The sequence below is a fragment of the Methylobacterium gregans genome, assembly GCF_022179245.1.
In the GTDB taxonomy this organism is placed as follows: Bacteria; Pseudomonadota; Alphaproteobacteria; order Rhizobiales; family Beijerinckiaceae; genus Methylobacterium; species Methylobacterium gregans.
Genome location: NZ_BPQM01000063.1, coordinates 19,914 through 45,306 on the forward strand (window position 1 = coordinate 19,914; position 25,393 = coordinate 45,306).

Consider the following 25,393-nt stretch of genomic DNA (forward strand, 5'->3'; position numbering starts at 1 on the left):
GCGAGGTCGGGCGGACAGTGGACCCTTCGGGCCATGCCCGCAAGGCGAAAGGATGGCGCGGTCGGCGCCCCCCGCCTCACATCCCGTTCAGGCCGGCGACCGCTTCGCGGCGTCGAGCGGCAGGGCGATGCGGCAGGTCAGCCCGTCGGAGCAGAAGGCAACGACGACCTCCGCCTTTAGGTCGTGCGGCAGCATGCGCTGCAGCACGTCCATGCCGAAACCGGAGCGCCGCGGTTCCACGCCCGCGAGACTGAGACCGCCTTCCGTCCAGTCGAGGATCAGAACGGGGCCCTTCTCACGGTCTTCCACCGTCCAGGCGATCGCGATCGAGCCCCGCTCCTGCTGCGCCAGCGCGCCGAACTTGACCGCATTGGTTGCAAGCTCGTGCAGCGCAAGGGCTAGGCGCTCCGCGGCGCGTGCAGGAACCACGACCGGTGGGCCGGCGATCGTGAAGTCCTCGCCTTCGTGGGCGTGGTAGGCGAAGAGCTCGTCGGCCACCAGGAGCGGCAGGCTGAGACCGCCGATCGGGTTGCGGATGATCGCGCTCTGCACCCGCGAGACGGCGTTCAGCCGACCCTCGAGATGCATGGCGTAGTCCTCGACGCTCTCGCTCGTCTCGGCGGAGCGCCGGGCGATCGCACGGACCGTGGCCAGGGTGTTGCGGACCCGGTGCTGCAACTCGCTGAGCAGGTGGGCCTGCAGCGACTGTGCCATCTTCAGGTCGTGGATGTCGGTCGCGGTGCCGAACCACTCTCGCGCCTCTCCGCCGGAGCCGCGGACCGGCAGGGCGCGGGTCTCGAACCAGCGATACTCGCCCGTGGACGCCTGGAGCAGCCGGTGCTCGACCGCGAGCCGATCCTCGGCCTCGGCCCTGGTCCAGGCGGCCTCGGTGCTGGCCCGGTCGTCCGGGTGGACGGCCGCGAGCCAGCCGCGGTCGCGCGCCTCGGCCTCGCTCTGGCCGGTGAAGCTCTGCCATTGCCGGCTCGACCAGACCCAGTTGCCCCGTCCCCGCGCGCGCCAGACGAGCTGCGGGATCGTATCCACGAGGAGCCGGAAGTTCTCGTCCTGGGTCGGCAGATCGCCCGGTGCCCCGGGGCGGCCCACCTGCCTCGCGCTCTCGGCCTCCTGATCGGTCCGGTCAATCATTGGTTTCAGAGTCGGCTGGTCGAGACGTTCTGGCTTGGCGATCCGCTATGACCGTAACCGGCTACACCGCAAGGGGTTCAACGGCGTCGAGATGGCGGCCGACGTGATCGAAATGGAGGTAGTTCGGGGTGAACAGCGAGGCGGCCTGGAGAGCACTGAGGTCGGGAATCGTGAGGTTGCGCCCCTTCAGCACGATCAGGCCCGAGCCGCGCAGCTCCTGGAGCGTCCGGTTGATGTGGACCGTGGAGAGGCCCATCGCGTCGGCGAGGTCGGCCTGCGTCGTGGGCAGCACGCAATGGTTGCCCTCCGTCAGCCCGACGCCCTGCAGCCGGATGAACAGCTCGCACAGGAGATGTCCGAGCCGCTCGGTCGCGGAGCGCTGGCCTAGATTGACCGTCCATTCCCGCTGGATCGAGGCCGAGACCAGCGTGTCCCACCAGAGAGCCTGCAGGATCCGCGGGTGTCGCGCCGCCATTCCGCCGAGGGCGTCCCGCGAGATCTCCGCGAAGGTCACCGGGGTGAGGGTGCCGATGGCTTGGTCCATCTCGCGCAGGACGTCGATGAAGGTGTCGCAGAGATCTCCCGGCATGAAGAAGGCGACGATCTGGCGCCTGCCGTCTTCCAGCTGCTTGTAGCGGCAGGCCCAACCCTCGACGATCAGGTGCACGTGGCTGGCGGCATCACCCTCGCGGACGATGTCCTCGCGGGCGCCGATGCGACGCACCCTCTCGCCGACGACACTCTCCAACGCCCGACGATCGTCCGCCGAGAGCCGGGTGAACAGGTCCAGTTTTCTGAGGAAATGCCGAGGCATGCGGTCCCTCGAACAGGCGTGCGCACAAGCCTTAAAAATCGTATCGCGGCCAGAAATTCACCTGCGTTATTTTTTATGACACATCCTGTGGTCGGCGTAACCTCCGTTCCTCTGAGCTTTGGTTGTATAGCGTCAGATCGCGAGGCCGAGCTGCGCGGGTTCCGGCGCATCGCCCCGCTCTAGGCCCGACAGGCTGAGTCCGACGAGGCGCGCGGTGCGGCGCAGGGGCATCGCCTCGTCGAGCAGCCCGAGGGCGACGCGCTCGAGCCCGGTACGATCTGCGACCGGCAGGGTAGCCGAGCGGGCGCGCGTCATCAGCGTGAAGTCCGAGAGCTTCAGCTTCAGGGTCACGGTGCGCCCGCGCGCACCCTTGTCGACGCTCGCCTGCCAGACCCGGTCGATGATCGGCTGCAGACGGTCGGCCAGGACGGTTCGGTCGGCGGTGTCCTCGCCGAAGGTGGTCTCGGCGCCGATGGATTTGCGGACGCGGTGCGCCCGGACCGGCCGGTCGTCCATCCCGCGGGCAACCGCGTGGTAGTAGGCGGCGGCGCTGCCGAAATGCGCGCTCAGCTCCTCCAGCGGGCGCTCGCGCAGGTCGCGGCCCGTCTCGATCCCGAGCGCGCGCATCCGCGCCTCGGTCACCGGCCCGACGCCGTGGAAGCGACCGATGCCGAGTGTCTCGACGAAGGTCGGTCCCATGGCGGGCGTGATCACGAAGAGCGCGTCCGGCTTGCGGTGGTCCGAGGCGACCTTGGCCAGGAACTTGTTGTAGGAGACGCCCGCCGAGGCGACGAGGCCGGTCCGCTCCAGGATCGCCGCCCGGATCGCCCGCGCAACGGCGGTCGCGCTCGGCAGGCCCTGCAGGTTCTCGGTCACGTCGAGATAGGCCTCGTCGAGGGCGACCGGCTCGATGATCGCGGTATGCTCGGCGAAGATCGCCCGGATCTCCTCGGAGATCGCCCGGTAGACCTCGAAGCGCGGCTTGACGAAGACGAGGTCCGGGCAGCGCCGCCGCGCGGTTACCGACGGCATCGCCGAGCGGACCCCGAAGGCGCGCGCCTCGTAGCTCGCCGCCGCCACGACGCCGCGCTCGCGCGAGCCGCCGACCGCGACGGGCCGCCCGCGCAGGGCCGGGTCGTCCCGCTGCTCCACGGAGGCGTAGAAGGCGTCCATGTCGATGTGGATGATCTTGCGCGGCTTCGGGATCGGGTCCGTCTCGGGCGGCATCCTGGACTCGCGACCGTTGCGACAGGTTCGGCTTTCGTTCTCTCGATGGGAGCCGGCGTCGACCCGGTCAAGCGTCGGTCTGAGGACCGTCCACCGCTATCGTGAACGTGGTCGTGAACCTGGTCGTGACCTTGGCCGACTCAACCACAGGCCGCAGAAGGAATCCCACGCAGGCTTGGCGGCGGCCCGCGATGCGCTATCACCCTCGGCAGGCGCCCTCCGCCGGAGGGCCTGTCGCGTGAGGATCTCGGCAACCATGATGCAGTGGAGACGGAGTGCCGCGCTGGCGGCGGCGGCGATCCTCGCGGGCGCGTGGAGCGCCGACGCTGCGGCCGGCTGCATGCGGCGGGTCTACAACCGATCGGCCCTCGTGCTGGTGGCGAGCCGCGACGGCGGGCCGCCGGTGACGATCCTGCCCGGTCGGTCGGTGCCGCTGCGGCTGGAGCGCCCGGGCACGATCAGCCTCGCGGCCTATTGCGGGGACGTGGCAGCGGGCGGGCCCGTGGCACAGGCGAGCTTCGCCTACGTGGCGGTGCAGGACCGCTGCTTCATCGATTTCGGAGATCCCTGGTTCCGGCCCCAGATGGGCAAGGGCTTCTGGGGCATGCAGGGCACGGCGCCGTTCACGGTGAACAACCCTAACCAGGGCGACGTCATCCTCGGCCCCGCGATCAGCGAGGCCTGCCCGGTCCTGCGCCGGGGCGGGTGAGGCGTCGCGGAGCCTCCGCGAGCTTCTCAGGCCCGGTGTCGGACGGCCACGGACCGGGCGAGACCGAGGGCGCCCGTTAGGAGACCGAGATCGGCGGCACCGCGCCAGGCCGCGAGGGTGCCGCCGAGGATCAGGCAGGCCGAGACGAGGAGCGGGTTCGCGAGCGGCGCGATGACCAGCGCCGCGGCGAACAGGACCGCGCTGAGGATTCGGAACAGGTGGGCGACGACCATCGGGCAGCCTTCCGCGCTCGCTGACGCGGCAGGTGATAGGGCCGGCCGGGTTTCGCCCTGATGTCTTGACGCAAGGGGAAGGCGTCCGCGGTGTGGCGGCGCACCCGGCTCTCGGCCGTATCGGTTCAGAAACCGAGACGGCCGAGAGCCGGGAGCTTCAGCGCCGGGCGGCGCAGGTCGAGCCCGGCGACCGCGCCGAGGATGTTCAGCTCGATCCCCTCGACCCAGCCGAGCGTCACCCCGAGATAGCCGCCGAGATTGAGCCGTAGGCCCGTTCCCGAGGGCGTCGGACCGAACCAGCGGCCGTCGTAGGGAAAATCCTTGCCGATCGCGGTCGCGGGCAGGCTCGCGCCGACCTCGGGCACCGCTGCCATCACGGCGGCCACGAAGGTGTTCGAGTTCGGGCCCGGCCAGACCGTGTAATCGCCGGGCGCGGCGTAGCGGTAGCCGGCGATCACCCCGCGGATGCGCGGGATCGCCGCCGCGGCCTCGGGCCCGTCGAGGCCGACCACGGTCTCGGGCAGGCTGCCGAACCAGCGCCCGTCCGGCACGAAGCGGTCGACCCAGATCGGCCGGCCCCAGGCGGTGTAGTCGAAGCGGCTGTAGGCGGTGGCGCCCTCCTCCTTCACCACGATCCAGGCATGGGTCGCCAGAATCCCGCGCCAGCTCACCGTGCGAGCCGAGAAGACCCGTACCAGGGCCGCGCGATGCGCCCGCGGATCGGGCAGCAGGCCGGCGCTGGAGCGGTCGGCCGAGCGCCAGTCGCCGCGCGCGCGGGCGGCGTAGAGAAGAGCCGAGACACCGATAGGCAGGAGGTAGAGGAGGACGAGCGCGAGAACGGCGATCCTGAGCACGCGGGGACCTGAGTGAGATGGGGAGCGTGGCTGATATGGTGCCGGCCCTGGGCCGCCGCGAGAGGCGCGGCGTTTCGCCGGCAGATCGGAACCGTTATGAGGAGCCGCGCCCCGCTCGGGACGCCGAGGTTTTGGAGCCGCGCGGCCTTGGATCTTCTGAAACAGCTGAAGCGACTGGGCACGGATGGGCGGCGCTGGCTGCGCCATCCCGGGCCGGTCGCGTGGTTCACGCCCTTCAACGGTGGTGTCGCGGTCGCGCTCGAACCCGGCACGTCCCCCGACGCCGTGCGGATTGCCGCGCGGATGGGCGACGCACCTGAGTATCCGGTTGATGGCGTGCAGGTCTTCTCCGAGATGGGTACGACGCTCCTCGTCGCGCCGCTTCCCGCCCGTGGGGCGGGAACCTGCACCTTGAGCGTGCAGGCCGGCGGCCGGACCCAGCGGCAGCGTTTCACCCTGGCGCCCGGCCGCTACGCGGGACGGATCGAGGGTGTGCGCGATTACGGCCTGGAGGGCTGGGTCTCGCCGCTCTTCGCCTGCGACGCTCCGCGCGTGCAACTGGTCATCGACGGCGAGGCCGGCGAGCCCGTCGTCCTCGACCGCTTCCGGCGCTTCCTGATGGGCGGCGGGGAGGATGGCTGGAATGGCTTCCGTCTGCCGCTGCCCTCGCGCGTGCTCGACGGTGCCGAGTACCGGCTCGGCGTGCGGGCGGGCGAGACCCTGCTCGACCTCGGACCCTGGCGGGCGCGGCCGAAATTCCACATCGAGGCGGCGGGCCGGGAAGGCCTCTCCGGCTGGTATTTCGACCGCTCCGCCGAGGACGCTCCCACGACCCTGCGGATCGTCACGGACGGGATCACCCGCGCCAGCGCCACCACGCACGCACGCGCCGACCTTCGGGCCGCCTTCGGGCGCGCGTGGGCGAGCTTCGCCTTCGAGGAGCCGGTCGAGCCCGGGAGCCTGCTGGTGGCCGGTCCCGAGGGCAGCGGCCGGGTCGTCGGCCGGGTCGGCAGCGACCTCATCGGCCGGGTTGCCGCGCATCGGGCGGAGGCGCGCACCGCGCTGCTCGGGCCGGACGGACGCGGCTCGGAGCGCGCCGCCCTCAGCCTCGGGCGCCGCCGCGCCCTGCGGGCGCGGATCCACGACGTCGAGCGCCGGGCGCCGGACGCGGCGATCGCCTTTCAGCCCGGCAGTGCGGCGGCCTCCGCGCCGGCCTTCGCGCCGGGGGCGGTCGTTCGTCCGACCGTGCAGCCGCCGCCGGTCTGCGCGATCGTGCCCGTCTATGACGGGCTCGCCGATCTCAAGCTCTGCCTCGGCGCCCTGCTGCCGCAACTCGCACCCCGGCGCGTGCGGGCGATCCTCATCGACGACGCCTCGCCCGATCCGGACGTCGGGCGTTACCTCGCGGAGCTCGAATCCCGGCGCTATCCGGGCCTGACCATCGCGCGGAACGCGAAGAATCTCGGCTTCATCGCCACGGTGAACCGCGGGATCGCGATGCTTGCGCGCGGCGAGGACGCGCTGCTTCTCAATGCCGACACGGTCCTGCCGCCCGGCGCGGTCGAGCGGCTCGCCCGGCACTGCCACGTACGGCCCGGCATCGCCTCGGTGACGCCGATGTCGAACACCGCGACGATTCTGAGCTTCCCGAGTACGACCGAGCGCAACCCGGACCCGCTGGGTCTTGATGCCGCCGCTCTCGACGCAGCCTTCGCCGGGCACGGGGCGGAGCCGGTCGAGATTCCAACCGGAATCGGCTTCTGCATGCACCTCAACCGGGCCGCGCTCGACGAGGTCGGCCCGCTCTCCCTCGACTGGGGCCGGGGTTATTGCGAGGAGGTCGAGTGGTGCCTCACTGCCCGCGACCTCGGCTGGGTCCATCTCGCGGCGACCGACACCTTCGTGATGCACGAGGGCTCGGTCTCCTTCACGCCCGCCGCCCGGCTGGCGCTTCTCGCCGTCAACCATGCCCGGCTGGAGGCGCTCTACCCGGACTATGTCCCGGAGCTCGAGGCCTTCACCCGGGCCGACCCGCTGGAGCCGCTGCGCGAGGCGGTGCTGCTGCGGCTTCTCGCCGGCCGCTTCGCGCGCCTGACGCTCCACCTCACCCACGGCTTCGGCGGTGGTACGAAGCGCTTCATCGCCGATCTCTGCGCCCTGCCGCGCGCACCGGAGCACGAGGTCGCGGTGCTGCGCCCCGTCGATACCGATGGGGTCGACCGGCGCTGGGAGCTGAGCGTCGACCGGGCGGGCGTGAGCCTGACCCTGCAGGCCGGCCGCGTCGAGGCTGTCCTCGCCGGGCTGGAAGCGCGCGGGGTGGCGATCGCCCTGCACGTCCATTCCCGCCTGTTCCTCACCGGCGACGTGCTGGCGGGGCTCCTCGACGGGCGCCGGCCCTACGCGGTGACGCTGCACGATTTCCAGTGGTACTGCCCGCGGGTGAACCTCACCGACGGGCGGCGCTTCTACTGCGGCGAGCCGCCCCCGCAGGTCTGTCAGATCTGCGTCGACCGCGACCTCGACTACGATTTCGGAGACCAGACCGGTCTGATCCAGACCGACATGCCGGGCTTCCTCGCGTTCAACGAGCGCCTGCTGCGGGGCGCCAGCGCGCTGCTCGCGCCCTCGCGGGACACGGCCGAGCGCTATGCCCGGCGCTTCGACCTCTCCGGCATCGCGGTGGTGCCCCATCCCGAGCCCGATCCGGGGGCGGCACCGAACCGGCCGCGGCGGTCCCGCGCGCCGGGAGCGCCGCTCCACGTCGCGGTGGTCGGCGCCATCGCCGAGCACAAAGGCTACGAGATCCTGCTGCGGCTCTGCGAGCAGGCCGCGCGCCAGCGTGCGCCGCTCTTCCTCACGGTGATCGGCCACACGATCGACACGCCGCGGCTGCTGCGCTTCGGCAACGCCGCCGTCACGGGCCTCTACGCGCCGGAGGAGCTGGCCGGCCTGCTGGCCGAGACGGATCCGGACCTCGTCTTCCTGCCGAGCGTCTGGCCGGAAACCTACTCCTACGTGCTCTCCGAGATCCGCGCCGCCGGCTACCCGGTCGCCGCCTTCGATCTCGGCGCGCCGGCCGAGCGGATCCGGGCGGAGGGCGGCGGCCACCTGATCCCGCCGACGCGGGACGCGCGGGTGCTGCTCGACGCGCTGCTGGCCTTGGGCGATCCGCCGGCGCTCGCGCCGTGGCCGCGTCCGCCGGTGTTGAACCTGGAGGCCTATTACCGCGCCTGCGGCTTCACGGCGGCGGCGGAAGCCAAGCATCTGTGACCGTGCCGCGTGCCGTCCCGTCGCGGGCCGGGACCTATCCCTGTTCCGGCTTCCTCTCGTCTTGGCGCAGCTCCGGGAAGTCCGCCTGCGTGAAGGCCTCGCCGCGGAACGGATCGTCGGTGCGGCTCTCGTGCTCCAGGCGGCGGAGCTGCACGCGCCGGATCTTGCCGGAGATCGTCTTCGGCAGCTCCGCGACGAATTCGAGACCGCGCAGGCGCTTGAACGGCGCGAGGCGGGCGTTGGTGAAGCGGAACACGTCGAGCGCGGTCTCACGGCCGCCCTCGGCCGCGCCCACCAGGGTGACGTAGGCCTTCGGTATCGTGTGGCGGATCGGATCGGGGGCGGGCACCACCGCGGCCTCGGCGACCGCCGGATGCTCGATCAGCACGCTCTCCAGCTCGAACGGGCTGATCCGGTAGCCCGAAGATTTGAACACGTCGTCCGCACGCCCGACGAAGGTGAAGCGCCCGTCCGAATCGAGGAAGGCGACGTCGCCGGTGCGGTAGAGCGCGCCCTCGGCGCCCGAGAGGCGGCCCGCGCCGTCGTCGTAGCCCTGCATCAGCCCGGCCGGGCGCTCGTCGAGCGCGAGGCAGACCTCGCCCTCGCTCGCGGGCTGGCCGTCGAGGTCGAGCACCCGCGCCCGATAGCCCGGCAGCGGGCGACCCATCGAGCCCGGGTGGACCGGCTGCCCAGGCGTGTTGGCGACGAGCGCGGTGGTCTCGGTCTGGCCGTAGCCGTCTCGCACCGTGAGGCCCCAGGCCTCGCCGACCCGCTCGATGATCTCGGGGTTCAGCGGCTCGCCCGCAGCGCAGACCTCGCGCAGGGCGAGCTTCCGCGCGGTCAGGTCCTCCTGGATCACGAGGCGCCAGACGGTCGGCGGCGCACACAGCGTCGTGGCGCCGTGGTCCGCGACGGCGTCGAGCAGAACTCTGGCGTTGAACGGCGCCTGGTTGATGACCAGGATCGTCGCGCCCGCGTTCCAGGGGGCGAAGAACGAGGACCAGGCGTGCTTGGCCCAGCCGGGCGAGGAGACGTTGCAATGCACGTCGCCGGGCTGGAGCCCGAGCCAGTACATGGTCGAGAGGGCGCCCACCGGGTAGGAGCGGTGGCTGTGGCGGACCAGCTTCGGCTTCGCGGTCGTCCCGGAGGTGAAGTAGAGCAGCAGCGGGTCGTCCGCCTGCGTGGCGGCGTCCGGCGCGAAGCTCTCGGACTCGGTGAAGGCCGCCTCGTAGGCCGTCCAACCCTCCGTGGCTGGGCCGGTGACGACGCGCAGGACCTCCGCCGTATCGAGCCCGGCGAAGCGGCCCACCTGCTCGGGCCCCGCAACGATCATTCGGGCGCGCCCGCGCTCCAGCCGGTCGGCGAGTTCCTCCGCCGTCAGGAGCGTCGTGGCGGGGATGATCACGGCCCCCAGCTTCATCGCGGCGAGCATCGTCTCCCACAGCGCCGGCACGTTGCCGAGCAACAGCAGCAGGTGGTCGCCGCGCCGGAGGCCGAGCCGGCGCAGGTGGTTCGCCACCTGACTCGACCGGCGGCTGATCTCTCCGAAGGTCAGCGCGAGGTCCGTGCTGGCAGCCGGCTCGACGATGCGCAGAGCCGTCCGGGCGCGGCTCTCCAAGTTGCCTGCCAGCTCCGCATCGAACCAGTCGAGCGCCCAGTTGAACGGCACCGATTCCGGCCACCGGAAGTCCGCGTAGGCCGCCGCGTAGTCGGTGCGGTGTGCGAGGAGCAGGTCTCGGGCCTCCCGAAAGCTCGGCATCGGCGTGATCTCCCAAAGTCTCTTGTCGTGGAGTCGTTACCGCGTGAGGCCGTCTCGCAGCCCCTCGTCCATGCCTGATCAGCCGTGCGTGAACTGGGCCGGCCGCTTCTCCACGAAGGCGGCCATGCCCTCCTTCTGGTCCTGCGTCGCGAACATCGCGTGAAAGACGCGGCGCTCGAAGCGCACGCCCTCGGTCAGCGTGGTCTCGTAGGCGCGGTTGACCGCTTCCTTGGTCATCATGGCGATGGGCAGGGACATGGAGGCCACGATCTCGGCGACCCGCATCGCCTCGCCCATGAGCTCGGCGGCCGGTACCACGCGGGAGACCAGCCCCGAGCGCTCGGCCTCGGCGGCGTCCATCATCCGCCCCGTGAGGCACATCTCCATGGCCTTCGACTTGCCGACGAAGCGGGTCAGCCGCTGGCTGCCGCCGATCCCCGGCATCACGCCGAGCTTGATCTCGGGCTGTCCGAACTGCGCCGTGTCGGCGGCCAGGATGAAGTCGCACATCATGGCGAGTTCGCAGCCTCCGCCGAGCGCGTAGCCCGCGACCGCGGCGAGGATCGGCGTACGCGCCGCCGTGAAGCGCTCCCAGTCGGCGAAGCGGTCGCCCGCGTACATCTCGGCGTAGGTCGCCGCCTGCATCTCCTTGATGTCGGCCCCGGCTGCGAAGGCCTTTTCGGACCCGGTGATCACGATGCAGCCGATGTCGGGATTGGCATCGGCGGCTGTCACCGCCTCGATGACCTCGCCCGTCAGCTGCCGGTTGATCGCGTTGAGCGCCTTCGGGCGATTCAGCGTAATCAGCAGGACGCGCCCGCGCGTCTCGGTGAGGATCGTCTCGTAGGTCATCGGCCCGCGTCTCCCGCATCGGTTCCGCGCAGCATACGGATGATGCCGGAAAAGTCCTCGCCCCCGTGCCCGAGCGCGTCGAACAGGGCGTAGAGCTGGGCCGCCTCCGCGCCGAGCGGTGTCGCGGCGCCGGCGGTCGCCGCCGCGGCCTGGGCGAGGCGCAGGTCCTTCAGCATCAGGGCGGCGGCGAAGCCCGGACGGTAGTCGTTGTTCGCGGGCGAGGTCGGCACGGGCCCGGGCACCGGGCAGTAGGTGGTGAGCGACCAGCACTGGCCCGAGGAGACGGAAGCCACGTCGAACAGAGCTTGGCGCGAGAGCCCGAGCTTCTCGCCCAGCGCGAAGGCCTCGCACACGCCGATCATCGAGATGCCGAGGATCATGTTGTTGCAGATCTTGGCGGCCTGTCCGGCGCCCGCCGCGCCGCAGTGGAACACGGCCTTGCCCATCTGCCGGAGGATCGGCTCGGCCCGGGCGAAGGCCGCGTCCGCGCCGCCCGCCATGAAGGTGAGCGTCCCCGCCTTGGCGCCGCCGGTCCCCCCCGAGACCGGGGCGTCGACGGAAAGGCAGCCGCGCGCCTCGGCGAGCGCATGGGCGCGGCGCGCGCTCTCGACGTCGACGGTGGACGAATCGATCAGCAGGGTGCCAGCCGGCACGCTCTCGCAGAGCCCGCTCCAGACCTCGATCACGTGCCGCCCGGCCGGCAGCATCGTGACCACGACGTCCGCCCCCTGCGCGGCGTCCGCGGCCGAGCCGACGACCGCGATTCCGGCCGCGTGCGCCGCCTCCAGCGAGGCCGGCACGAGATCGAAGCCCTGCACCCGGTGGCCTGCAGCCGCGAGGTTGGCCGCCATCGGCCCGCCCATGTTGCCGAGCCCGATGAACCCGATGGTCTGCGCCACGCGCTCCTCCCATGTCTTCGACGACATCTCCGGCAGGGTGGTCCCCGCTCGCCGTCGCCCACCGCTTCCCGGCCGCGCACCTTCGGCGCGGCGGATCCTTCAAGCTCCGTGGCGCGGAAACACTGGCGCCGCCCGTTTCTCCAGCCATCGCGCGATCCGGGCCGGGTCGACCGCCTCCAGCGTCGCGGGGTTCCAGCGGGGATTCCGGTCCTTGTCGATCACGGCGGCCCGCACGCCCTCGCGAAAATCGCCCTCCGCCAGCACGGCGAGGGAGGCGTGGAACTCGCGCTCCAGGCAATCTTCCAGGGACGGCGCGGTGCGGCCGCAGCGCAGCAGGCAGAGAGTGAGGACGAGGCTCGCGGGCGATTTCTCGCGCAGCGTCGCGCGCGTCTCCGCGGCGAAGTCCGAGCCCTCCGCGTCCAGGGCCGACAGGATCTCGTCCACCATGTCGAAGGCGAAGCAGCGGTCGATCACCGCGCGGTTCCGGGCGAGCGCCCCCGGTCCGGGATCCCGCGCGAGCGCCCGGATCGCCACGGCGACATCCTCCGCATCGGCCTCCTCGGGCAGGTCCTGCAGCACGCCGACGAGGCGGGGCAGGGCGTCCGTCGGCACCATGGCGTCGGCAAAGCCAGCGTAGATCGCGTCGGCCGCGTCCATCGGCGCACCGGTGAGCCCGAGATACGTCCCGGTCTCGCCGGGCGCGCGGGGCAGCAGCCAGGTCGCGCCCACATCCGGCAGGTAGCCGATGCCCGTCTCGGGCATCGCGACCCGGGAGCGCTCGGTGACGACGCGATGGCGCGCGTGGCCCGCGAGGCCGACGCCGCCGCCCATGGTCAGCCCGTCCATCACGGCGACGAACGGCTTCTCGAACTGGGCGATGCGCGCGTCGAGCCTGTACTCGTCCCGCCAGAAGTTCTCCGCGAAGGCGAGATCGCCCTCGTAGAGCGAGCGGATGTCGCCCCCCGCGCAGAGCCCGCGCTCGCCCTCGCCGGTGAGCAGCACCGCGGCGATGCCGGGATCTGCCGCGAAGCGGTCGAGCGCGCTGTCGATCTCGCCGACCATGGCGTGCGTAAGGGCGTTCAACGCCCGCGGACGGTTCAGGCGGATGCGGCCGAGGCGGCCCGCGCCTTCGAGGAGGACGTCGCCCATCAGCGCCTCCCGATCAGTGCGCGGGCGATGATGAGCCGCATGATCTCGTTGGTGCCCTCAAGGATGCGGTGCACGCGCAGGTCCCGCACGATCTTCTCGATGCCGTACTCGGCGAGGTAGCCGTAGCCGCCATGGAGCTGGAGCGCGTCGTCGGCGACCCGGAAGCCCACGTCGGTGACGTGGCGCTTGGCCATGGCGCAGAGCGTCGTCGCCTCGGGCGCGCCCGCGTCGAGGGCTGCGGCGGCGTGGTGCAGGAAGGTGCGGGCGACCGTCAGATCGGTCGCCATGTCGGCGAGGCGGAACTGCAGGGCCTGGAAGTCGGTGAGCTTCGAGCCGAAGGCGCGCCGGTCCTCCATATAGGTGAGCACCCTGGTCAGCGCGGTCTGCGCGCCGCCGAGCGAGCAGGCCGCGATGTTGAGCCGCCCGCCGTCGAGCCCCGCCATGGCGATGCGGAAACCGTCGCCCTCCTGGCCGATGCGGTTCTCAACCGGCACCCGCACGTTGTCGAAGCGGACCGCGCGGGTCGGCTGGGCGTTCCAGCCCATCTTGCGCTCGTTGGCGCCGAAGGAGAGGCCGGGCGTACCCTTCTCGACCAGCACCGCCGAGATGCCGCGGGGCCCAGATTCGCCGGTTCGGACCATGCAGAGGTAGAGGTCGCTCGCCCCCGCGCCCGAGATGAACTGCTTCTCGCCGTTGAGGACGTAGTGGTCGCCGTCGCGCTCGGCCCGCGTCCGCAGCGCCGCCGCGTCGGAGCCGGATCCCGGCTCGGTCAGGCAGTAGCTCGACACCGTCTCCATCGTGGCGAGCCGCGGCAGCCAAGATCGGCGCTGCGCCTCGGACCCGAAACGGTCGAGGATCCCGGCGGTGAGGTTGTGGATCGCCAGGAACGCCGCGACCGTCGGGCAGCCTTCGGCCAGTGCCTCGAAGATCACGGCCGAATCGACCCGGGACAGAGCGGAGCCGCCGACATCCTCGCGCACCGTGATCGCCCCCATCCCGAGGGCGGCCGCGGCCCGCAGGGTCTCCACGGGGAAATGCTTGCGCTCGTCCCACGCGAGCGCGTGCGGGGCGATGTGCTCGGCCGCGAAGCCCGCGGCCATCTCGCGGATCGCGACTTGGTCTTCGGTGAGGCCGAACGTCATCGGGTGGCCTTTCGTCGTGCCGCTGCGGCAGCCCCGCGCCCTGCATGTCGGACGCGCGTCCCCTCTCTCATAAGGAGAGGGGGGCGGGTCGTGGTTCAGCGCATCGTCGGGATCGAGAACTCGGCGCCGCTCTTGATGCCGCTCGGCCAACGCTGCGTGACCGTCTTGGTCTTGGTGTAGAAGCGGATCGCGTCCGGTCCGTGCTGGTTGAGGTCGCCGAAGCCGGAGCGTTTCCAGCCTCCGAAGGTGTGGTAGGCGATCGGCACCGGGATCGGCACGTTGACGCCGACCATGCCCACATTGACCCGGGCGGTGAAATCGCGCGCCGCGTCGCCGTCCTGGGTGAAGATGGCCACGCCGTTGCCGTACTGGTGCGTCGAGGGGAGCGCCAGCGCCTCCTCGTAGCTCTGCGCCCGCACCACCGAGAGCACGGGCCCGAAGATCTCCTCGCGGTAGATCGTCATGTCGGGGGTGACGCGGTCGAACAGCGAGCCGCCCAGATAGAACCCGTTCTCGTAGCCCTGGAGCTTGAAGCCGCGCCCGTCGACGGCGAGCTGCGCGCCCTCGCGCAGGCCGGTCTCGATGTAGCCCTTCACCTTCTCGACGGCGTCGCGCGTGACGAGCGGCCCGTAATCGGCGCTCTCGTCGTGCGAGGGGCCGATCTTCAGGCTCTCGACGCGGGGGATCAGACGCTCCATCAGCGCGTCGGCGGTTCTTTCGCCGACCGGCACCGCCACCGAGATCGCCATGCAGCGCTCGCCGGCCGAGCCGTAGCCGGCACCGATCAGCGCGTCGACCGCCTGGTCGAGATTGGCGTCGGGCATGATGATCATGTGGTTCTTGGCGCCGCCGAAGCACTGGGCGCGCTTGCCCGTCTGCGCGGCGCGCACGTAGATGTACTCGGCGATCGAGGAGGAGCCCACGAAGCCCACAGCCCGGATCTCCTCGTCGTCGAGGATGGCGTCGACCGCCTCCTTGTCGCCGTTGACGACGTTGAGCACGCCCGGCGGCAGGCCGGCCTCGGAGAAGATCTCGGCGATGCGCAGCGGCACGCTGGGGTCCCGCTCGGAGGGCTTCAGGATGAAGCTGTTGCCGCAGGCGATGGCCGGGGCGCATTTCCACAGCGGGATCATCGCCGGGAAGTTGAAGGGCGTGATGCCCGCCACCACGCCGAGCGGCTGACGCAGGGAGTAGACGTCGATGCCGGTGCCGGCGCTCTCGGTGTACTCGCCCTTCAGCAGGTGCGGGATGCCGCAGGCGAACTCCACCACCTCGACGCCGCGCTGGATATCGCCCTTGGCGTCCGGCACCGTCTTGCCGTGCTCCGAGGCCAGAAGCTCGGCGAGCTCCTGGGTGTAGCCCCGGATCAGCTCGAGAAAGCGCATCATCACGCGGGCGCGCTTCTGCGGGTTCTGGGCGGCCCAGCCGGCCTGCGCGGCCGCCGCGCTCTCCACGGCGCGGCGCATCTCGGCCTTGCTCGCCAGCGCGACTCGCGCCTGGATCTCACCGGTCGAGGGGTGGAACACGTCGGCGAAGCGCCCGCTCTCGCCCTGGACGATCTTGCCGTCGATGTAATGCCCGATGGTGCGCATGCGCGCGCCTCCCGTGTCGTTTCCTCGTTTGATTGCCGGGAAGACTAGCAGCCCGCCTTGGGCGATAAAGTTGGACGCGCTCGCATCCGTTGTGCATTCTTGCACACTGTAACCGGGGGCGGGCGATCGTGCGGAAGCGGGCGGCTGGCAACTGGGACGACCTGCGCTTCTTCCTGGCCGTGGCGCGCACCGGCACGCTGACGGCGGCCGCGCATCGGACCGGGACCGAGCACACCACAGTCGCCCGCCGCATCCAGGCCCTGGAGGACGGCCTCGACCGGTCCCTGTTCCACCGGAGCAACCTCGGCTACGCGCTGACGGAAGCCGGGGAGGGGCTGCTCGCGACCGCCGAGGCCATGGAGAGCGCCTTTCTCGCGGCGAGCGTCGCGCCGGAGGCGGGCCGCACGGTCTCGGGCACGGTGCGGGTCGGCGCGCCGGACGGGTTCGGCAGCGTGTTCCTGGCGCCCCGCGCCCACCGGCTGACGCGCCAGCACCCCGACCTGGAGATCGAGATCCTGGCGACCGCCCGGATCTTCAGCCTGTCGAAGCGGGAGGCCGACATCGTGATCAGCCTGTCGAGCCCGCAGCAGGCCCGGGTGGTGACGCGGCGCCTCGCCGATTACCGCCTCAGCGTCTACGCCGCCTCGGATTACCTCGCGGAGGCCGAGCCGATCCGCACGGTGGCCGATCTCGGACGCCACCCCTTCATCGGCTACATCGAGGACATGCTGTTCGCCCGGGAGCTGAACTACCTCAACGTGGTCGGCCCGGACACGGTGGCGCGCATCCGCAGCACCAACCTGCTGGCCCAGGTCCACGCCACGCTCGCCGGCGCGGGCCTCTGCATCCTGCCGGCCTTCATCGCCGCGACCTATCCGGGGCTGGTGCCGGTGCTGCCGGACGCGCTCAGCCTCACCCGCGCCTTCCACATGCACATCCACGAGGACAACCGGAAGGCACCCCATATTCGAGCGGTCGCCGCCTTCATCGCCCGCGAGGTCGAGGTGGCCGAGGGGCTGTTCTCCGGCGCGGCGGCGGTCTAGCGTCGCGGCCGATCAACGACGAGGCCGCCGGACACGCGCGGCGCGCATGCCGGAGGAACCATGGCCCACGCGATCGCTCTGCCGCGCCTGATGCGGATCGGCGCCGGGGCCTCGGCGCTGCTGCCGGAGGTCCTGGCCCAGCTCGGCCTGCAGCGTCCCTTCATCGTCACCGACCCCTATCTCGCCGGCAGCGGTCGGGTCGAGGCGCTCGTCGAGGGCCTGCGCGGCGCGGGACTCCAGGCCGCCGTGTTCAGCGACACGGTACCGGACCCGACCGTCGCCTCGGTCGAGGCGGCGCTCGCGGCGCTGCAGGCGGGCGAACACGATTGCGTCGTCGGCTTCGGCGGCGGCAGCCCGATGGACACGGCCAAAGCCGTCGCGGTGCTGGCGCGGCACGGCGGCGCCATGCGCGCCTACAAGGCGCCCCATCTCCAGGACGCACCGGGCCTGCCGATCATCGCGATCCCAACTACCGCGGGCACAGGCTCGGAGGCCACGCGCTTCACGATCGTGACGGACGCGGAGACCGACGAGAAGATGCTGTGCATCGGCCTCGCCTACCTTCCGGTCGCGGCCCTGGTCGATTACGAGCTGACGCTGACGAAGCCGCGCCGGCTCACCGCCGATACCGGCATCGACGCCCTGACCCACGCGATCGAAGCCTACGTCTCGAAGCGGGCGAACCCGTTCTCGGATGGCATGGCGCTCGCGGCGATGCGGTCGATCGCGCCGAACCTGCGCCGGGTCTGGGCCGATCCCGGCGACCGCGCGGCGCGCGAGGCGATGATGGTGGGGGCGACGCAGGCCGGCATTGCCTTCTCGAACAGCTCGGTCGCGCTGGTGCACGGGATGAGCCGGCCGATCGGCGCGCATTTCCACGTCGCGCACGGGCTCTCGAACGCGATGCTGCTGCCGGCCGTCACCGCCTTCTCGGCACCCGCGGCTCTTGCCCGCTATGGGGCCTGCGCGCGCGCCATGGGCGTCGCGGCGGAGGGGGAGGGCGAGGGTATCGCCGTCGAGCGCCTGATCGCGGAGTTGCGGGCGCTCAACGCCGAACTGGAAGTGCCGAGCCCCGCCGCCTACGGCCTCAACGCCGCCCGCTGGCGGGAGCTGACCCCGCTGATGGCGAAGCAGGCTCTCGCCTCCGGCTCGCCCGCCAACAACCCGGTCGAGCCGAGCGCGGCCGAGATCGAAGCGCTCTACGCCGAGGTCTGGGCGGGCTGAGGGGTCCCGTTCAGGCGGCGGGCCGCCGCCGGCCGAGGGCGCGCGAGCGCTCCCGCGCGGCGCGGGCCGCCTGCTCTGCGTCGCGGAACAGGGTGCCGTCGAGGCTGTCGAAGGCGCGGGCAGAGGAGAAGAAGCGCACCCCGCGCCCCTCGGGCACTGCGATCCCTGCGGCGGTCTCGCCCACCTCGATGATGCGGGTCGGAACGGTCTCGCTCTGCGCGCGCACATCGGCGCGCGCCTCCGTGAACGGGTCGGCGACGAACGGATGGGTCATCTGGCGAATTGCTCCTGTAGGCCGGCGGCGGGCCGGCATGTCTGCGGTGGTCAGGGCGTGAGACGAAGCGAGCCCGCTTGGGCGGGACGCTCAGCGCCGACAGCGACCGTCAGATCGGCCGTGAATACGGGGCCGGGAGTGGAGAATTCCAACATACGATAAGGTCACGCGATGTCCTCCTGAAGAAGGACCACGAAGCCTTGGATAAAGCCAACGACCACGTGGTGCTTTAGCGTTTGTTATCGCGGCGCAAGCTACGCTCTTCAAATCACCGCGGTCGGAGGCGGGAAGTCCAACCTCCAACACCTACAAGATGTGGACGTTTCCGGTCCGCGTCAACGGAACGATCTTTTGAAATTCCGGCCTAGCCTGGCACGAAAATGGGCTACGGCCGAGCTTGGCGCCGGGTTTCTCGCCCGGCGCGTCGAGACGGGGCTGCGGCCCCGCGTCAGAGCGGGTCCGCGATGATCCGGGCGAGCGCCGGATAATCGGAGACGACCTGTTCAGCGCCGGCCGCCGTGAGGTCGGCCCCGAGCCGATCGTGGCCCCAGTGCCCGCCGCCGGTGAAGCCGACGACCCGCATCCCGGCCGCCCGCGCGGCGGTCACGCCCGGCACGCTGTCCTCGACGACGAGGCAGGTTTCCGGTGGAAAGTCCATGCGGGCGGCCGCGTGCAGGAAGAGGTCGGGGAACGGCTTGCCCCGCGCCACCTCGACCGAGGAGAAGACCCGGTCCTCGAACAGGGGCAGCAGCCCGGTGAGGCCGAGCGAGTGCCGCAGCCGCACGGGGTCGCTGCTCGACGCGACGCAGGTCGGCAGGTCGAGCGCTGCGATCACCTCGGCGGCACCGGCCATCGCGCGCAGCTCCGCGTCGAAGGCGCGCAGCGTCTCGGCCTTCACCGCCTCGACGAAGCCATCGGGGGCCGCGACGCCGTAATCGGCGGCGATGTGCTGCATGATCGAGGGCATGGACGTCCCGGCGAAGCGCGCCCGAACGGTCTCGACATCGATCGCGACACCGATCCGGTTGAGCCCGGCCGTGAGGCAGGCGAGGCTGATCGGCTCGCTGTCGACGAGCACGCCGTCGCAGTCGAAGATCACCAGGGCCGGCCGCGCGCCGGCCTCGTCCGCCTGAGGGTTCACCGCATCGTCCTGTGGGAGAGAAGTCCGCGCCCCTCTCGCACGGGCGGCTCGGCGCCGCAACGCAGGGTGGCGCCGGCCGTCTTGCGTTGGCCCCGGCGTGGCCGTACGCCACCGCGTCCGGACCCGGTCCGGGTCGAAGGGACCGGGCACGCCCCGGATCGCCAGGAACCCAGCGCGCGATGCTCCGCTTCCTCAGCCGGTTTCTCGGCTTCCTGTGCCTGGCCAGCGGCTTCGTGGCCCTGGTCTATGACGGCGCACGCTCGATCGCCAACAACGGCCTGCGGGTGACCTCGCTGTCGGACGTGCTTCTCACCCTGTTCAAGGACAAGGCGGCCGGCCTCCAGGCGGCCGTGCAGGGGGTGGCGCCCTGGCTCTGGGACCTCGCCGTGCTGCCGCTGACCCTGGCGCCGGCCTCCCTCATCGGGCTTATACTCGGCGCCGCGCTGCTCTGGCTCGGGCAACCGCCCCGCGAGCCGATCGGCTTCCTCACCCGCCCGTGAGGCGGGCCTCCGCCGCGGCGAGCCGGGCCTTGAGGTCCGCGATCTCGCCGAGCAGCCCGTAACGCTCGCTGACGTCGAGCTGCGAGGCGAAGAAGTAGCGCAGGGTGCCCGCATCGTCGTGAACCGGGCCCATGTAGAGGGCGTTGCGGAAGGTGGTTCCGTCCCGGCGGTAGTTCAGGAGGTCGATCGTGATCGGCGCCTCGGCCCGCACCGCCTCGCGGATCCGCGACACCGCGTCCGGATCGGTCTCCGGCCCCTGCAGGAAGCGGCAGTTGCGGCCCACCACCTCGAGGCGCTCGTAGCCGGTCAGCGCCAGGAAGGCGGTGTTGGCGAAGACGATCGGATTGTCGAACTGGTGCGGGTCCGTGACGATCATCGGCATCCGCGTCGCGCGCACGGCTGCCGCGAAGGGATCGCCGCGATGCGATTCGCCCTGCAGGCGGTCGAGCAGACGTCCAGGGCCCGCTGCCTCCATGCTCGTCGTCTCTCCCGTCCGCATCCGGCGGAACGCGCGCGTCATGGCCGCGCTACCCGCGGACGGCCTGCCTCCCCATATCAGGGAACGCGCCCGAGAGACCATCGGAGATCCCCATGTTTCTGTTCCGCAAGCGGCCCGAGATGCCGACGGAAGCCGAGGCCCTGCCGGGTCGGGCGACGCCCCTCCCGACGGCGGAGCGGCACTTCGTCAACGGCAACCCGCTGAAGGGCCCCTATCCGGAGGGCATTGAGACGATCGTGCTCGGACTCGGCTGTTTCTGGGGCGCCGAGCGCCGGTTCTGGCAACTGCCGGAGGGCGTGTTCGTCACGGCCGTCGGCTACGCGGGCGGCCTCACGCCGAACCCGACCTACGAGGAGGTCTGCACGGGCCTGACCGGCCACAACGAGGTGGTGCTCGTGGCCTTCGATCCGGCCGTGCTGCCGCTCGAATCGGTGCTGCGCACCTTCTTCGAGAGCCACGACCCGACCCAGGGCATGCGCCAGGGCAACGACGTCGGCACGCAGTACCGCTCGGGCATCTACACGCAGGGCGCCGCCCAGGAGGAGACGGCGCGGACGGTGCGCCAGGCCTATGCGGGCGCCCTGAAGGCCCAGGGCTTCCCGGACGTGACCACCGAGATCCGGCCGCTCGACACGTTCTACTTCGCGGAGGGCTACCACCAGCAATACCTCGCCAAGAACCCGGGCGGCTATTGCGGCCTGGGCGGCACCGGCGTGACCTGCCCGGTCGGGACCGGCGTCGCCGCCTGAGGAAACCGGCGGTCAAGCTTCGCCTTGCCGCTGTCGCCGCCCCGTGCGACATCCCGCCCGTTCACACGAGCGGGAGAAGACCGAGTTGTTGGAACGCACGTTCGAGCGGGCCCTGTTCGCCTGCCGCTGGCTCCTGGCGCCGTTCTACGCGGCGCTGGCGATCGGGCTCGTCGTCCTGCTGGTCAAGCTGCTGCAGGAGCTGGTCCACTTCGTCTCGCACATGTTGGAGGCGAACGAGTCGCAGACCATCCTCGGCGTGCTGACGCTGGTGGATCTGTCGTTCACCGCGTCGCTGCTGATCATCGTGATGTTCTCGGGCTACGAGAACTTCGTCTCGAAGTTCGACCACACGGACCATAAGGACTGGCCCGAGTGGATGGGAACGATCGACTTCACGGGTCTCAAGCTGAAGCTGATGTCGTCGATCGTGGCGATCTCGGCGATCCAGCTCCTGAAATCCTTCATGGACCTCAAGGCCTACTCCGACCGGGAGCTGTACTGGCTCGTCGGCATCCACATGGTCTTCGTCGTCTCGGGCATCCTGATGGCCCTGACCGACCGGATCGCGGCTGGCCACCACGACAAGTAGGTCCCGTCGGCTCCGGCCGTTGCCGGAGCCGACGCTCAGGCCGCCTCCGAGGTCCGGGCGCGCTCGGCGGCGAGCTTGGTGACCGAGACCTGATCGACCTTGCCGGTGCCGAGCATGGGTAGGCGCTCCAGCACGACGACCTCCGCCGGGACCGCGATCTCGGGCGCGCCGCGGCTCTTGGCGAAGCCCTGGTAGGCCGCCCGCGTCGCGTCCCTGGCTTCCGTGAACAGTACCAGCCGCTCGCCCTTGCGGGCGTCCGGAACCGCCGCGACGGCGCTGGGCGTCTCGGGCCAGAGCTCGGCGGCGAGCGCCTCCACGGAGGCGAGCGAGACCATCTCCCCCGCGATCTTCGCGAAGCGCTTGGCCCGGCCCTTGATCGTGACGAAGCCGATTCCGTCGATCGTCACGATGTCGCCGGTGTCGTGCCAGCCCCCCGGCGGGGGCTCCAGCACGCCGGGCTTGTCGCTGCGCAGATAGCCCAGCATCACGTTGGGACCGCGCACGGCGAGCCGTCCGCCCTCCTCGATGCCGGGCACCGGCTCCAGCCGCCATTCCATTCCGGGCAGGATCCGGCCGACCGTGCCGAAGCGGTTGAACATCGGCGTGTTGAGCGCCACCACCGGCCCGCACTCGGTGACGCCGTACCCTTCCAAGATGCGCAGGCCGAACTTCTCCGCCCAGGTGCGTCGGGTCGAGTCCTTGACCGCCTCGGCGCCGGCCACGACGTAGCGCAGCGAGCGCAGGTCGTAGGCGTTCGCCGCCTTGGCATAGCCGCGCAGGAAGGTGTCGGTGCCGAACAGAACCGTCGCGTTCGAGCCGTAGATCAGCTCCGGCACGATCCGGTAGTGCAGCGGCGACGGGTAGAGGTAGACCGGGACCCCCGACACCAGCGGCAGAACCAGCCCCGCGGTCAGGCCGAAGGCGTGGAACACGGGGAGCACGTTGAACACCCGGTCGCGGGGCCCGAAATCGATCCGCGCCGCGACCTGGGCGGTGTTGGCCAGCAAGTTGCGGTTGGCCAGCACCACGCCCTTCGGCGCGCCCTCGCTCCCTGAGGTGAACAGGATCGCGGCCGGGTCGTCGCCGCGCCGCGCCACCAGCGGCGCGCGGCGCGCCAGGAAGCCGCGGATCTTGTCGCCGGTGGTGACGCTCGCCCGCACGTCCTCGAGGTAGACGATCTCAACCTGGGCCCCGACCGCCTCGACGACCGCGCCGAGCCGGCCCTTCTCGATGAAGGCGCGGGAGGTGAGGATCCGCGTGACTTCCGCTGCCCGGCAGGCGGCCAGGATGTTGGCCGCGCCCGCCGAGAAGTTGATCATTGCGGGCACGCGGCCCGAGGAGTTGAGCGCGAAGAAGGTCGCGGCCGCCGCGTTGGCGTTCGGCAGCATCACGCCGATCGCCTTGCCCTCCGGGCAGAGCGGCATCAGCTTGCGGGCCAGGATGTTGGCGCCCATCACGAGGCGCCCGTAGGAGAGACGGCCGGTGACCGGGTCCTCCACCGCCGTGCGGCGCCAGCCGTGGCGCTCGCCGGCCTCGCAGAGCGCGGCCATCGCGCCCCGGTCGAAATCCGTGGTGCGGAAGACGAGGTTCGACATGATGCCGTAGAGGGCGGCCCCGGCCGCCTGCCGGCGCGCCTTCCCCTTGAGGGCGGGATCGACCTCCAGGCGCACCGGCTCCTCGATCGTCACGACGACTTTCGGCCACCAGCGCCGGCGCACCTGATCGCGGGCGAGTCGCGAGAACACCGTGCGCTCCAGCCCCTCGATGCGGACCGGCACCACCATCGCGCTGGACTTGTCGGCGATGAGGCCCGCCCCGTCATAGACCTTCATCAGGCTGCCCGTGACGGTGAGCCGGCCTTCGGGGAAGATGATCAGGGTCTCGCCGCTCTTCACCGCGTTGATCAGCGTGCGTGTGGCGAGCGGCCGGGTCGGATCGAGCGGCATCGCCTTCGTGACCTTCAGGAAGGGCTTTACCCACCAGCGCTGCGCGATGCCGTGATCGATGGCGAAGACCGGTTCCGTCTCGAGGAGCGAGAGAGCGAGCGGCGCGTCGAGGAACGAGACGTGGTTCAACGCGACGATGGCGTTCGGGCCGGCCTTCTCCACGTTGTCCAGGCCCCGCACCTCCAGCCGGTAGAAGGCCCGGAACAGGATCGAGAGCGCGTCGCGGAAGGGGCTCGTCGGCAGGGTCGCGAAGACCACGGCACCAACGGCCAGGTTGAGGACGGCCACGATCGCCAGCAGGCTCGGGATCGAAACGCCTGCGCCCTGGAGCGCGGCGAGCGCCAGCGTGCCGGCCACCATGAAGGCGGCGGTGAGCACGTTGACGGCGCCGATCACCCGGGCGCGCTTGGTCTTATCGGTCCAGGCCTGCACCGCCGCGAAGGGCGGCACGATGTAGAGGCCTCCCGCGACCGCGAGACCCAGGAAGTCGATCGCCGCGCGCAGGCCCCCCGCGGTGCCGAGGAAGCCGAGCGCGTCGAGCGCCTCGCCCGAGGGCTGGGGCAGGTGCGAGACGGTCCAGGCGAGGTCGAGCCCGAACAGGCCCATCAGCACGGCGCCAACCGGCGTCGGAAGCAGCACGATGCGGCCGCTGGCGAGCCAGGACGCCAGCCCCGAGCCCAGCGCGATGCCGACCGAGAACAGGGCGAGGAGCAGCGTGACCACGGTCTCGCTGCCGTGAAAGCGCTCTTTCACCAGCACCGGCAGCAGCGACAGGACCACGACGCCGACGAGCCAGAACCAGCTCACGATGACCGAGCCGCGCCACAGGCGGGTGTCGCCCCAGATGTCGCGCAGCAGCGCCACGGTCGAGCGCAGCACGTTGCGGTCGATCGCGAGGTCGGGCGCGCCCTCGCCGGTCTTCGGGATCAGCCGGGCCGAGAGCCAGCACAGCACCGCGAAGATCATGATCAGGGCCGCGAAGGCGAGGCCCGTGCCGCCCATGGCGCTGGCGAGCCCCGCCGTCATGGTGCCGAGCAGGATCGCCAGGAAGGTCGCGCCCTCGACGAGCGCGTTGCCGGCCGGCAATTCCGCGCGGCGCAGATGGTCGGGCAGGATGCCGTACTTGATCGGCCCGAACAGCGCCGCGATCACGCCGAACAGGCCGAGCGCGACGAACAGGATCGGCACGGAGTGCAGCACGAAGCCCAGCGCCGCGGCGCCCGCGGCGAAGATCTCGGCAAACTTCAGCCGCCGCGCCATCAGGGCCTTGTCGTAGCGGTCGGCGAGTTCGCCGCCGAGCCCCGACAGGATGAAGAACGGACCGATGAACACGGCGCTCGCCAGCGTGACGAGAACCCCCGCATTGCCGTCGGCAGCCTCGCCGACCTTGAACAGGATCAGGAATGCGAGCGCGTTCTTCAGGAAATTGTCGTTGAAGGCCGAGAAGAACTGGCACCAGAACAGCGGCGCGAAGCGCCGCGCGGTCATCAACGCACGGAACATGGTGGTCTCCCGGTCTGCGCCATGGTTGGACCAGGGCGCGCGGCGGCGTCAAATCCGGGGCGGGCCGGCGGTCTTGCCGGAGCGGTCGGACTCGCGTCGTGAACGATGTTCATCATGCGCTGTCGATGTTGGACTGCAAGCGTGGCGGCGCGTGGAAGATCTCGGCCGGTGCGGGCTCGCACGGGGACGGAGAAGGCCCTCGGCGGACTCATGCCTCAACCTGCTCGTCAGGACTGCATCGACCGAGGCCCACACCCTCGGCGGATCAGGCGCGGGTTC

At 71.1% G+C, this 25,393-nt stretch carries 22 protein-coding genes; 7 read left to right on the forward strand and 15 right to left on the reverse strand.

The window, feature by feature from the left end:
- Positions 1–87 precede the first annotated feature (87 nt).
- From MFF54_RS13455 to dinB, 3 genes are all read right to left on the reverse strand, one after another.
- Positions 88–1,146, reverse strand: a complete 1,059-nt coding sequence (locus MFF54_RS13455) for a sensor histidine kinase (protein WP_238303432.1) — start codon at positions 1,144–1,146, stop codon at positions 88–90.
- Positions 1,147–1,207: 61 nt separating this feature from the next.
- On the reverse strand, positions 1,208–1,960 hold the full coding sequence (locus MFF54_RS13460; RefSeq protein ID WP_238303433.1) for a Crp/Fnr family transcriptional regulator: 753 nt from the start codon (positions 1,958–1,960) through the stop codon (positions 1,208–1,210).
- Positions 1,961–2,092: 132 nt separating this feature from the next.
- Positions 2,093–3,187: a DNA polymerase IV gene (gene dinB / locus MFF54_RS13465; protein WP_238303434.1), complete on the reverse strand. Its 1,095-nt coding sequence runs from the start codon at positions 3,185–3,187 to the stop codon at positions 2,093–2,095.
- A gap of 256 nt (positions 3,188–3,443) precedes the next feature.
- Here dinB and MFF54_RS13470 point away from each other — a divergent pair, with 256 nt between their 5' ends.
- A complete protein-coding gene (locus MFF54_RS13470; RefSeq protein WP_238303435.1) occupies positions 3,444–3,896 on the forward strand; it encodes a hypothetical protein in 453 nt (150 codons plus the stop codon).
- A 26-nt stretch (positions 3,897–3,922) separates the two neighbouring features.
- Here the strand turns inward: MFF54_RS13470 and MFF54_RS13475 are convergent, their stop codons facing one another.
- On the reverse strand, positions 3,923–4,129 hold the full coding sequence (locus MFF54_RS13475) for a hypothetical protein (RefSeq protein WP_238303436.1): 207 nt from the start codon (positions 4,127–4,129) through the stop codon (positions 3,923–3,925).
- A gap of 125 nt (positions 4,130–4,254) precedes the next feature.
- Positions 4,255–4,983, reverse strand: a complete 729-nt coding sequence (locus MFF54_RS13480) for a DUF3750 domain-containing protein (protein WP_238303437.1) — start codon at positions 4,981–4,983, stop codon at positions 4,255–4,257.
- A gap of 147 nt (positions 4,984–5,130) precedes the next feature.
- Between MFF54_RS13480 and MFF54_RS13485 the strand changes: the two genes are divergently transcribed.
- Positions 5,131–8,253 (forward strand): glycosyltransferase, encoded by a 3,123-nt coding sequence (locus tag MFF54_RS13485; RefSeq protein WP_238303438.1) that lies wholly within the window; start codon positions 5,131–5,133, stop codon positions 8,251–8,253.
- 34 nt (positions 8,254–8,287) lie between these two features.
- Here MFF54_RS13485 and MFF54_RS13490 read toward each other — a convergent pair whose 3' ends face one another.
- From MFF54_RS13490 to MFF54_RS13515, 6 genes are all read right to left on the reverse strand, one after another.
- Positions 8,288–10,012, reverse strand: coding sequence for an AMP-binding protein (locus tag MFF54_RS13490; protein ID WP_238303439.1), 1,725 nt, complete (start codon positions 10,010–10,012; stop codon positions 8,288–8,290).
- A gap of 78 nt (positions 10,013–10,090) precedes the next feature.
- Positions 10,091–10,864, reverse strand: a complete 774-nt coding sequence (locus MFF54_RS13495; protein ID WP_238303440.1) for an enoyl-CoA hydratase — start codon at positions 10,862–10,864, stop codon at positions 10,091–10,093.
- Positions 10,861–11,790, reverse strand: coding sequence for a 3-hydroxyisobutyrate dehydrogenase (gene mmsB / locus MFF54_RS13500; protein ID WP_238303441.1), 930 nt, complete (start codon positions 11,788–11,790; stop codon positions 10,861–10,863). The genes MFF54_RS13495 and mmsB overlap by 4 nt, the downstream gene beginning before the upstream one ends.
- Positions 11,791–11,862: 72 nt before the next feature.
- Positions 11,863–12,912 carry an enoyl-CoA hydratase/isomerase family protein gene (locus MFF54_RS13505; protein ID WP_238303442.1) on the reverse strand — a complete coding sequence of 350 codons (1,050 nt, stop codon included), beginning with the start codon at positions 12,910–12,912 and terminating at the stop codon, positions 11,863–11,865.
- Positions 12,912–14,054, reverse strand: a complete 1,143-nt coding sequence (locus MFF54_RS13510) for an acyl-CoA dehydrogenase family protein (RefSeq protein WP_238303443.1) — start codon at positions 14,052–14,054, stop codon at positions 12,912–12,914. Before MFF54_RS13510 ends, MFF54_RS13505 begins: the two co-directional genes overlap by 1 nt.
- Before the next feature lie 95 nt (positions 14,055–14,149).
- Positions 14,150–15,646, reverse strand: coding sequence for a CoA-acylating methylmalonate-semialdehyde dehydrogenase (locus MFF54_RS13515; protein WP_238303444.1), 1,497 nt, complete (start codon positions 15,644–15,646; stop codon positions 14,150–14,152).
- 128 nt (positions 15,647–15,774) lie between these two features.
- Between MFF54_RS13515 and MFF54_RS13520 the strand changes: the two genes are divergently transcribed.
- A complete protein-coding gene (locus tag MFF54_RS13520; protein ID WP_238303445.1) occupies positions 15,775–16,689 on the forward strand; it encodes a LysR family transcriptional regulator in 915 nt (304 codons plus the stop codon).
- A gap of 60 nt (positions 16,690–16,749) precedes the next feature.
- Positions 16,750–17,913, forward strand: a complete 1,164-nt coding sequence (locus MFF54_RS13525) for an iron-containing alcohol dehydrogenase (RefSeq protein WP_238303446.1) — start codon at positions 16,750–16,752, stop codon at positions 17,911–17,913.
- A 10-nt stretch (positions 17,914–17,923) separates the two neighbouring features.
- Here the strand turns inward: MFF54_RS13525 and MFF54_RS13530 are convergent, their stop codons facing one another.
- Positions 17,924–18,187: a hypothetical protein gene (locus MFF54_RS13530; protein WP_238303447.1), complete on the reverse strand. Its 264-nt coding sequence runs from the start codon at positions 18,185–18,187 to the stop codon at positions 17,924–17,926.
- 448 nt (positions 18,188–18,635) lie between these two features.
- Positions 18,636–19,328: an HAD family hydrolase gene (locus MFF54_RS13535; RefSeq protein WP_238303448.1), complete on the reverse strand. Its 693-nt coding sequence runs from the start codon at positions 19,326–19,328 to the stop codon at positions 18,636–18,638.
- 179 nt (positions 19,329–19,507) lie between these two features.
- On the opposite strand from MFF54_RS13535, the gene MFF54_RS13540 reads away from it, so the two are divergent.
- Positions 19,508–19,828, forward strand: coding sequence for a PetM family of cytochrome b6f complex subunit 7 (locus MFF54_RS13540; RefSeq protein ID WP_238303449.1), 321 nt, complete (start codon positions 19,508–19,510; stop codon positions 19,826–19,828).
- Here MFF54_RS13540 and MFF54_RS13545 read toward each other — a convergent pair.
- Positions 19,815–20,303 carry a PAS domain-containing protein gene (locus tag MFF54_RS13545; RefSeq protein ID WP_370880218.1) on the reverse strand — a complete coding sequence of 163 codons (489 nt, stop codon included), beginning with the start codon at positions 20,301–20,303 and terminating at the stop codon, positions 19,815–19,817. The two genes, MFF54_RS13540 and MFF54_RS13545, sit on opposite strands and share 14 nt — an antisense overlap.
- 116 nt (positions 20,304–20,419) lie before the next feature.
- Here MFF54_RS13545 and msrA point away from each other — a divergent pair, with 116 nt between their 5' ends.
- Together msrA and MFF54_RS13555 are read left to right on the forward strand one after the other, a co-directional pair.
- Positions 20,420–21,076 (forward strand): peptide-methionine (S)-S-oxide reductase MsrA, encoded by a 657-nt coding sequence (gene msrA / locus MFF54_RS13550; protein ID WP_238303450.1) that lies wholly within the window; start codon positions 20,420–20,422, stop codon positions 21,074–21,076.
- An 85-nt stretch (positions 21,077–21,161) separates the two neighbouring features.
- Complete coding sequence (locus tag MFF54_RS13555; protein ID WP_238303451.1) at positions 21,162–21,665, forward strand: TIGR00645 family protein; 504 nt, start codon at positions 21,162–21,164, stop codon at positions 21,663–21,665.
- A gap of 35 nt (positions 21,666–21,700) precedes the next feature.
- Here MFF54_RS13555 and MFF54_RS13560 read toward each other — a convergent pair whose 3' ends face one another.
- Positions 21,701–25,114 carry an acyl-[ACP]--phospholipid O-acyltransferase gene (locus MFF54_RS13560; RefSeq protein WP_238303452.1) on the reverse strand — a complete coding sequence of 1,138 codons (3,414 nt, stop codon included), beginning with the start codon at positions 25,112–25,114 and terminating at the stop codon, positions 21,701–21,703.
- Between the last annotated feature and the right edge of the window lie 279 nt (positions 25,115–25,393).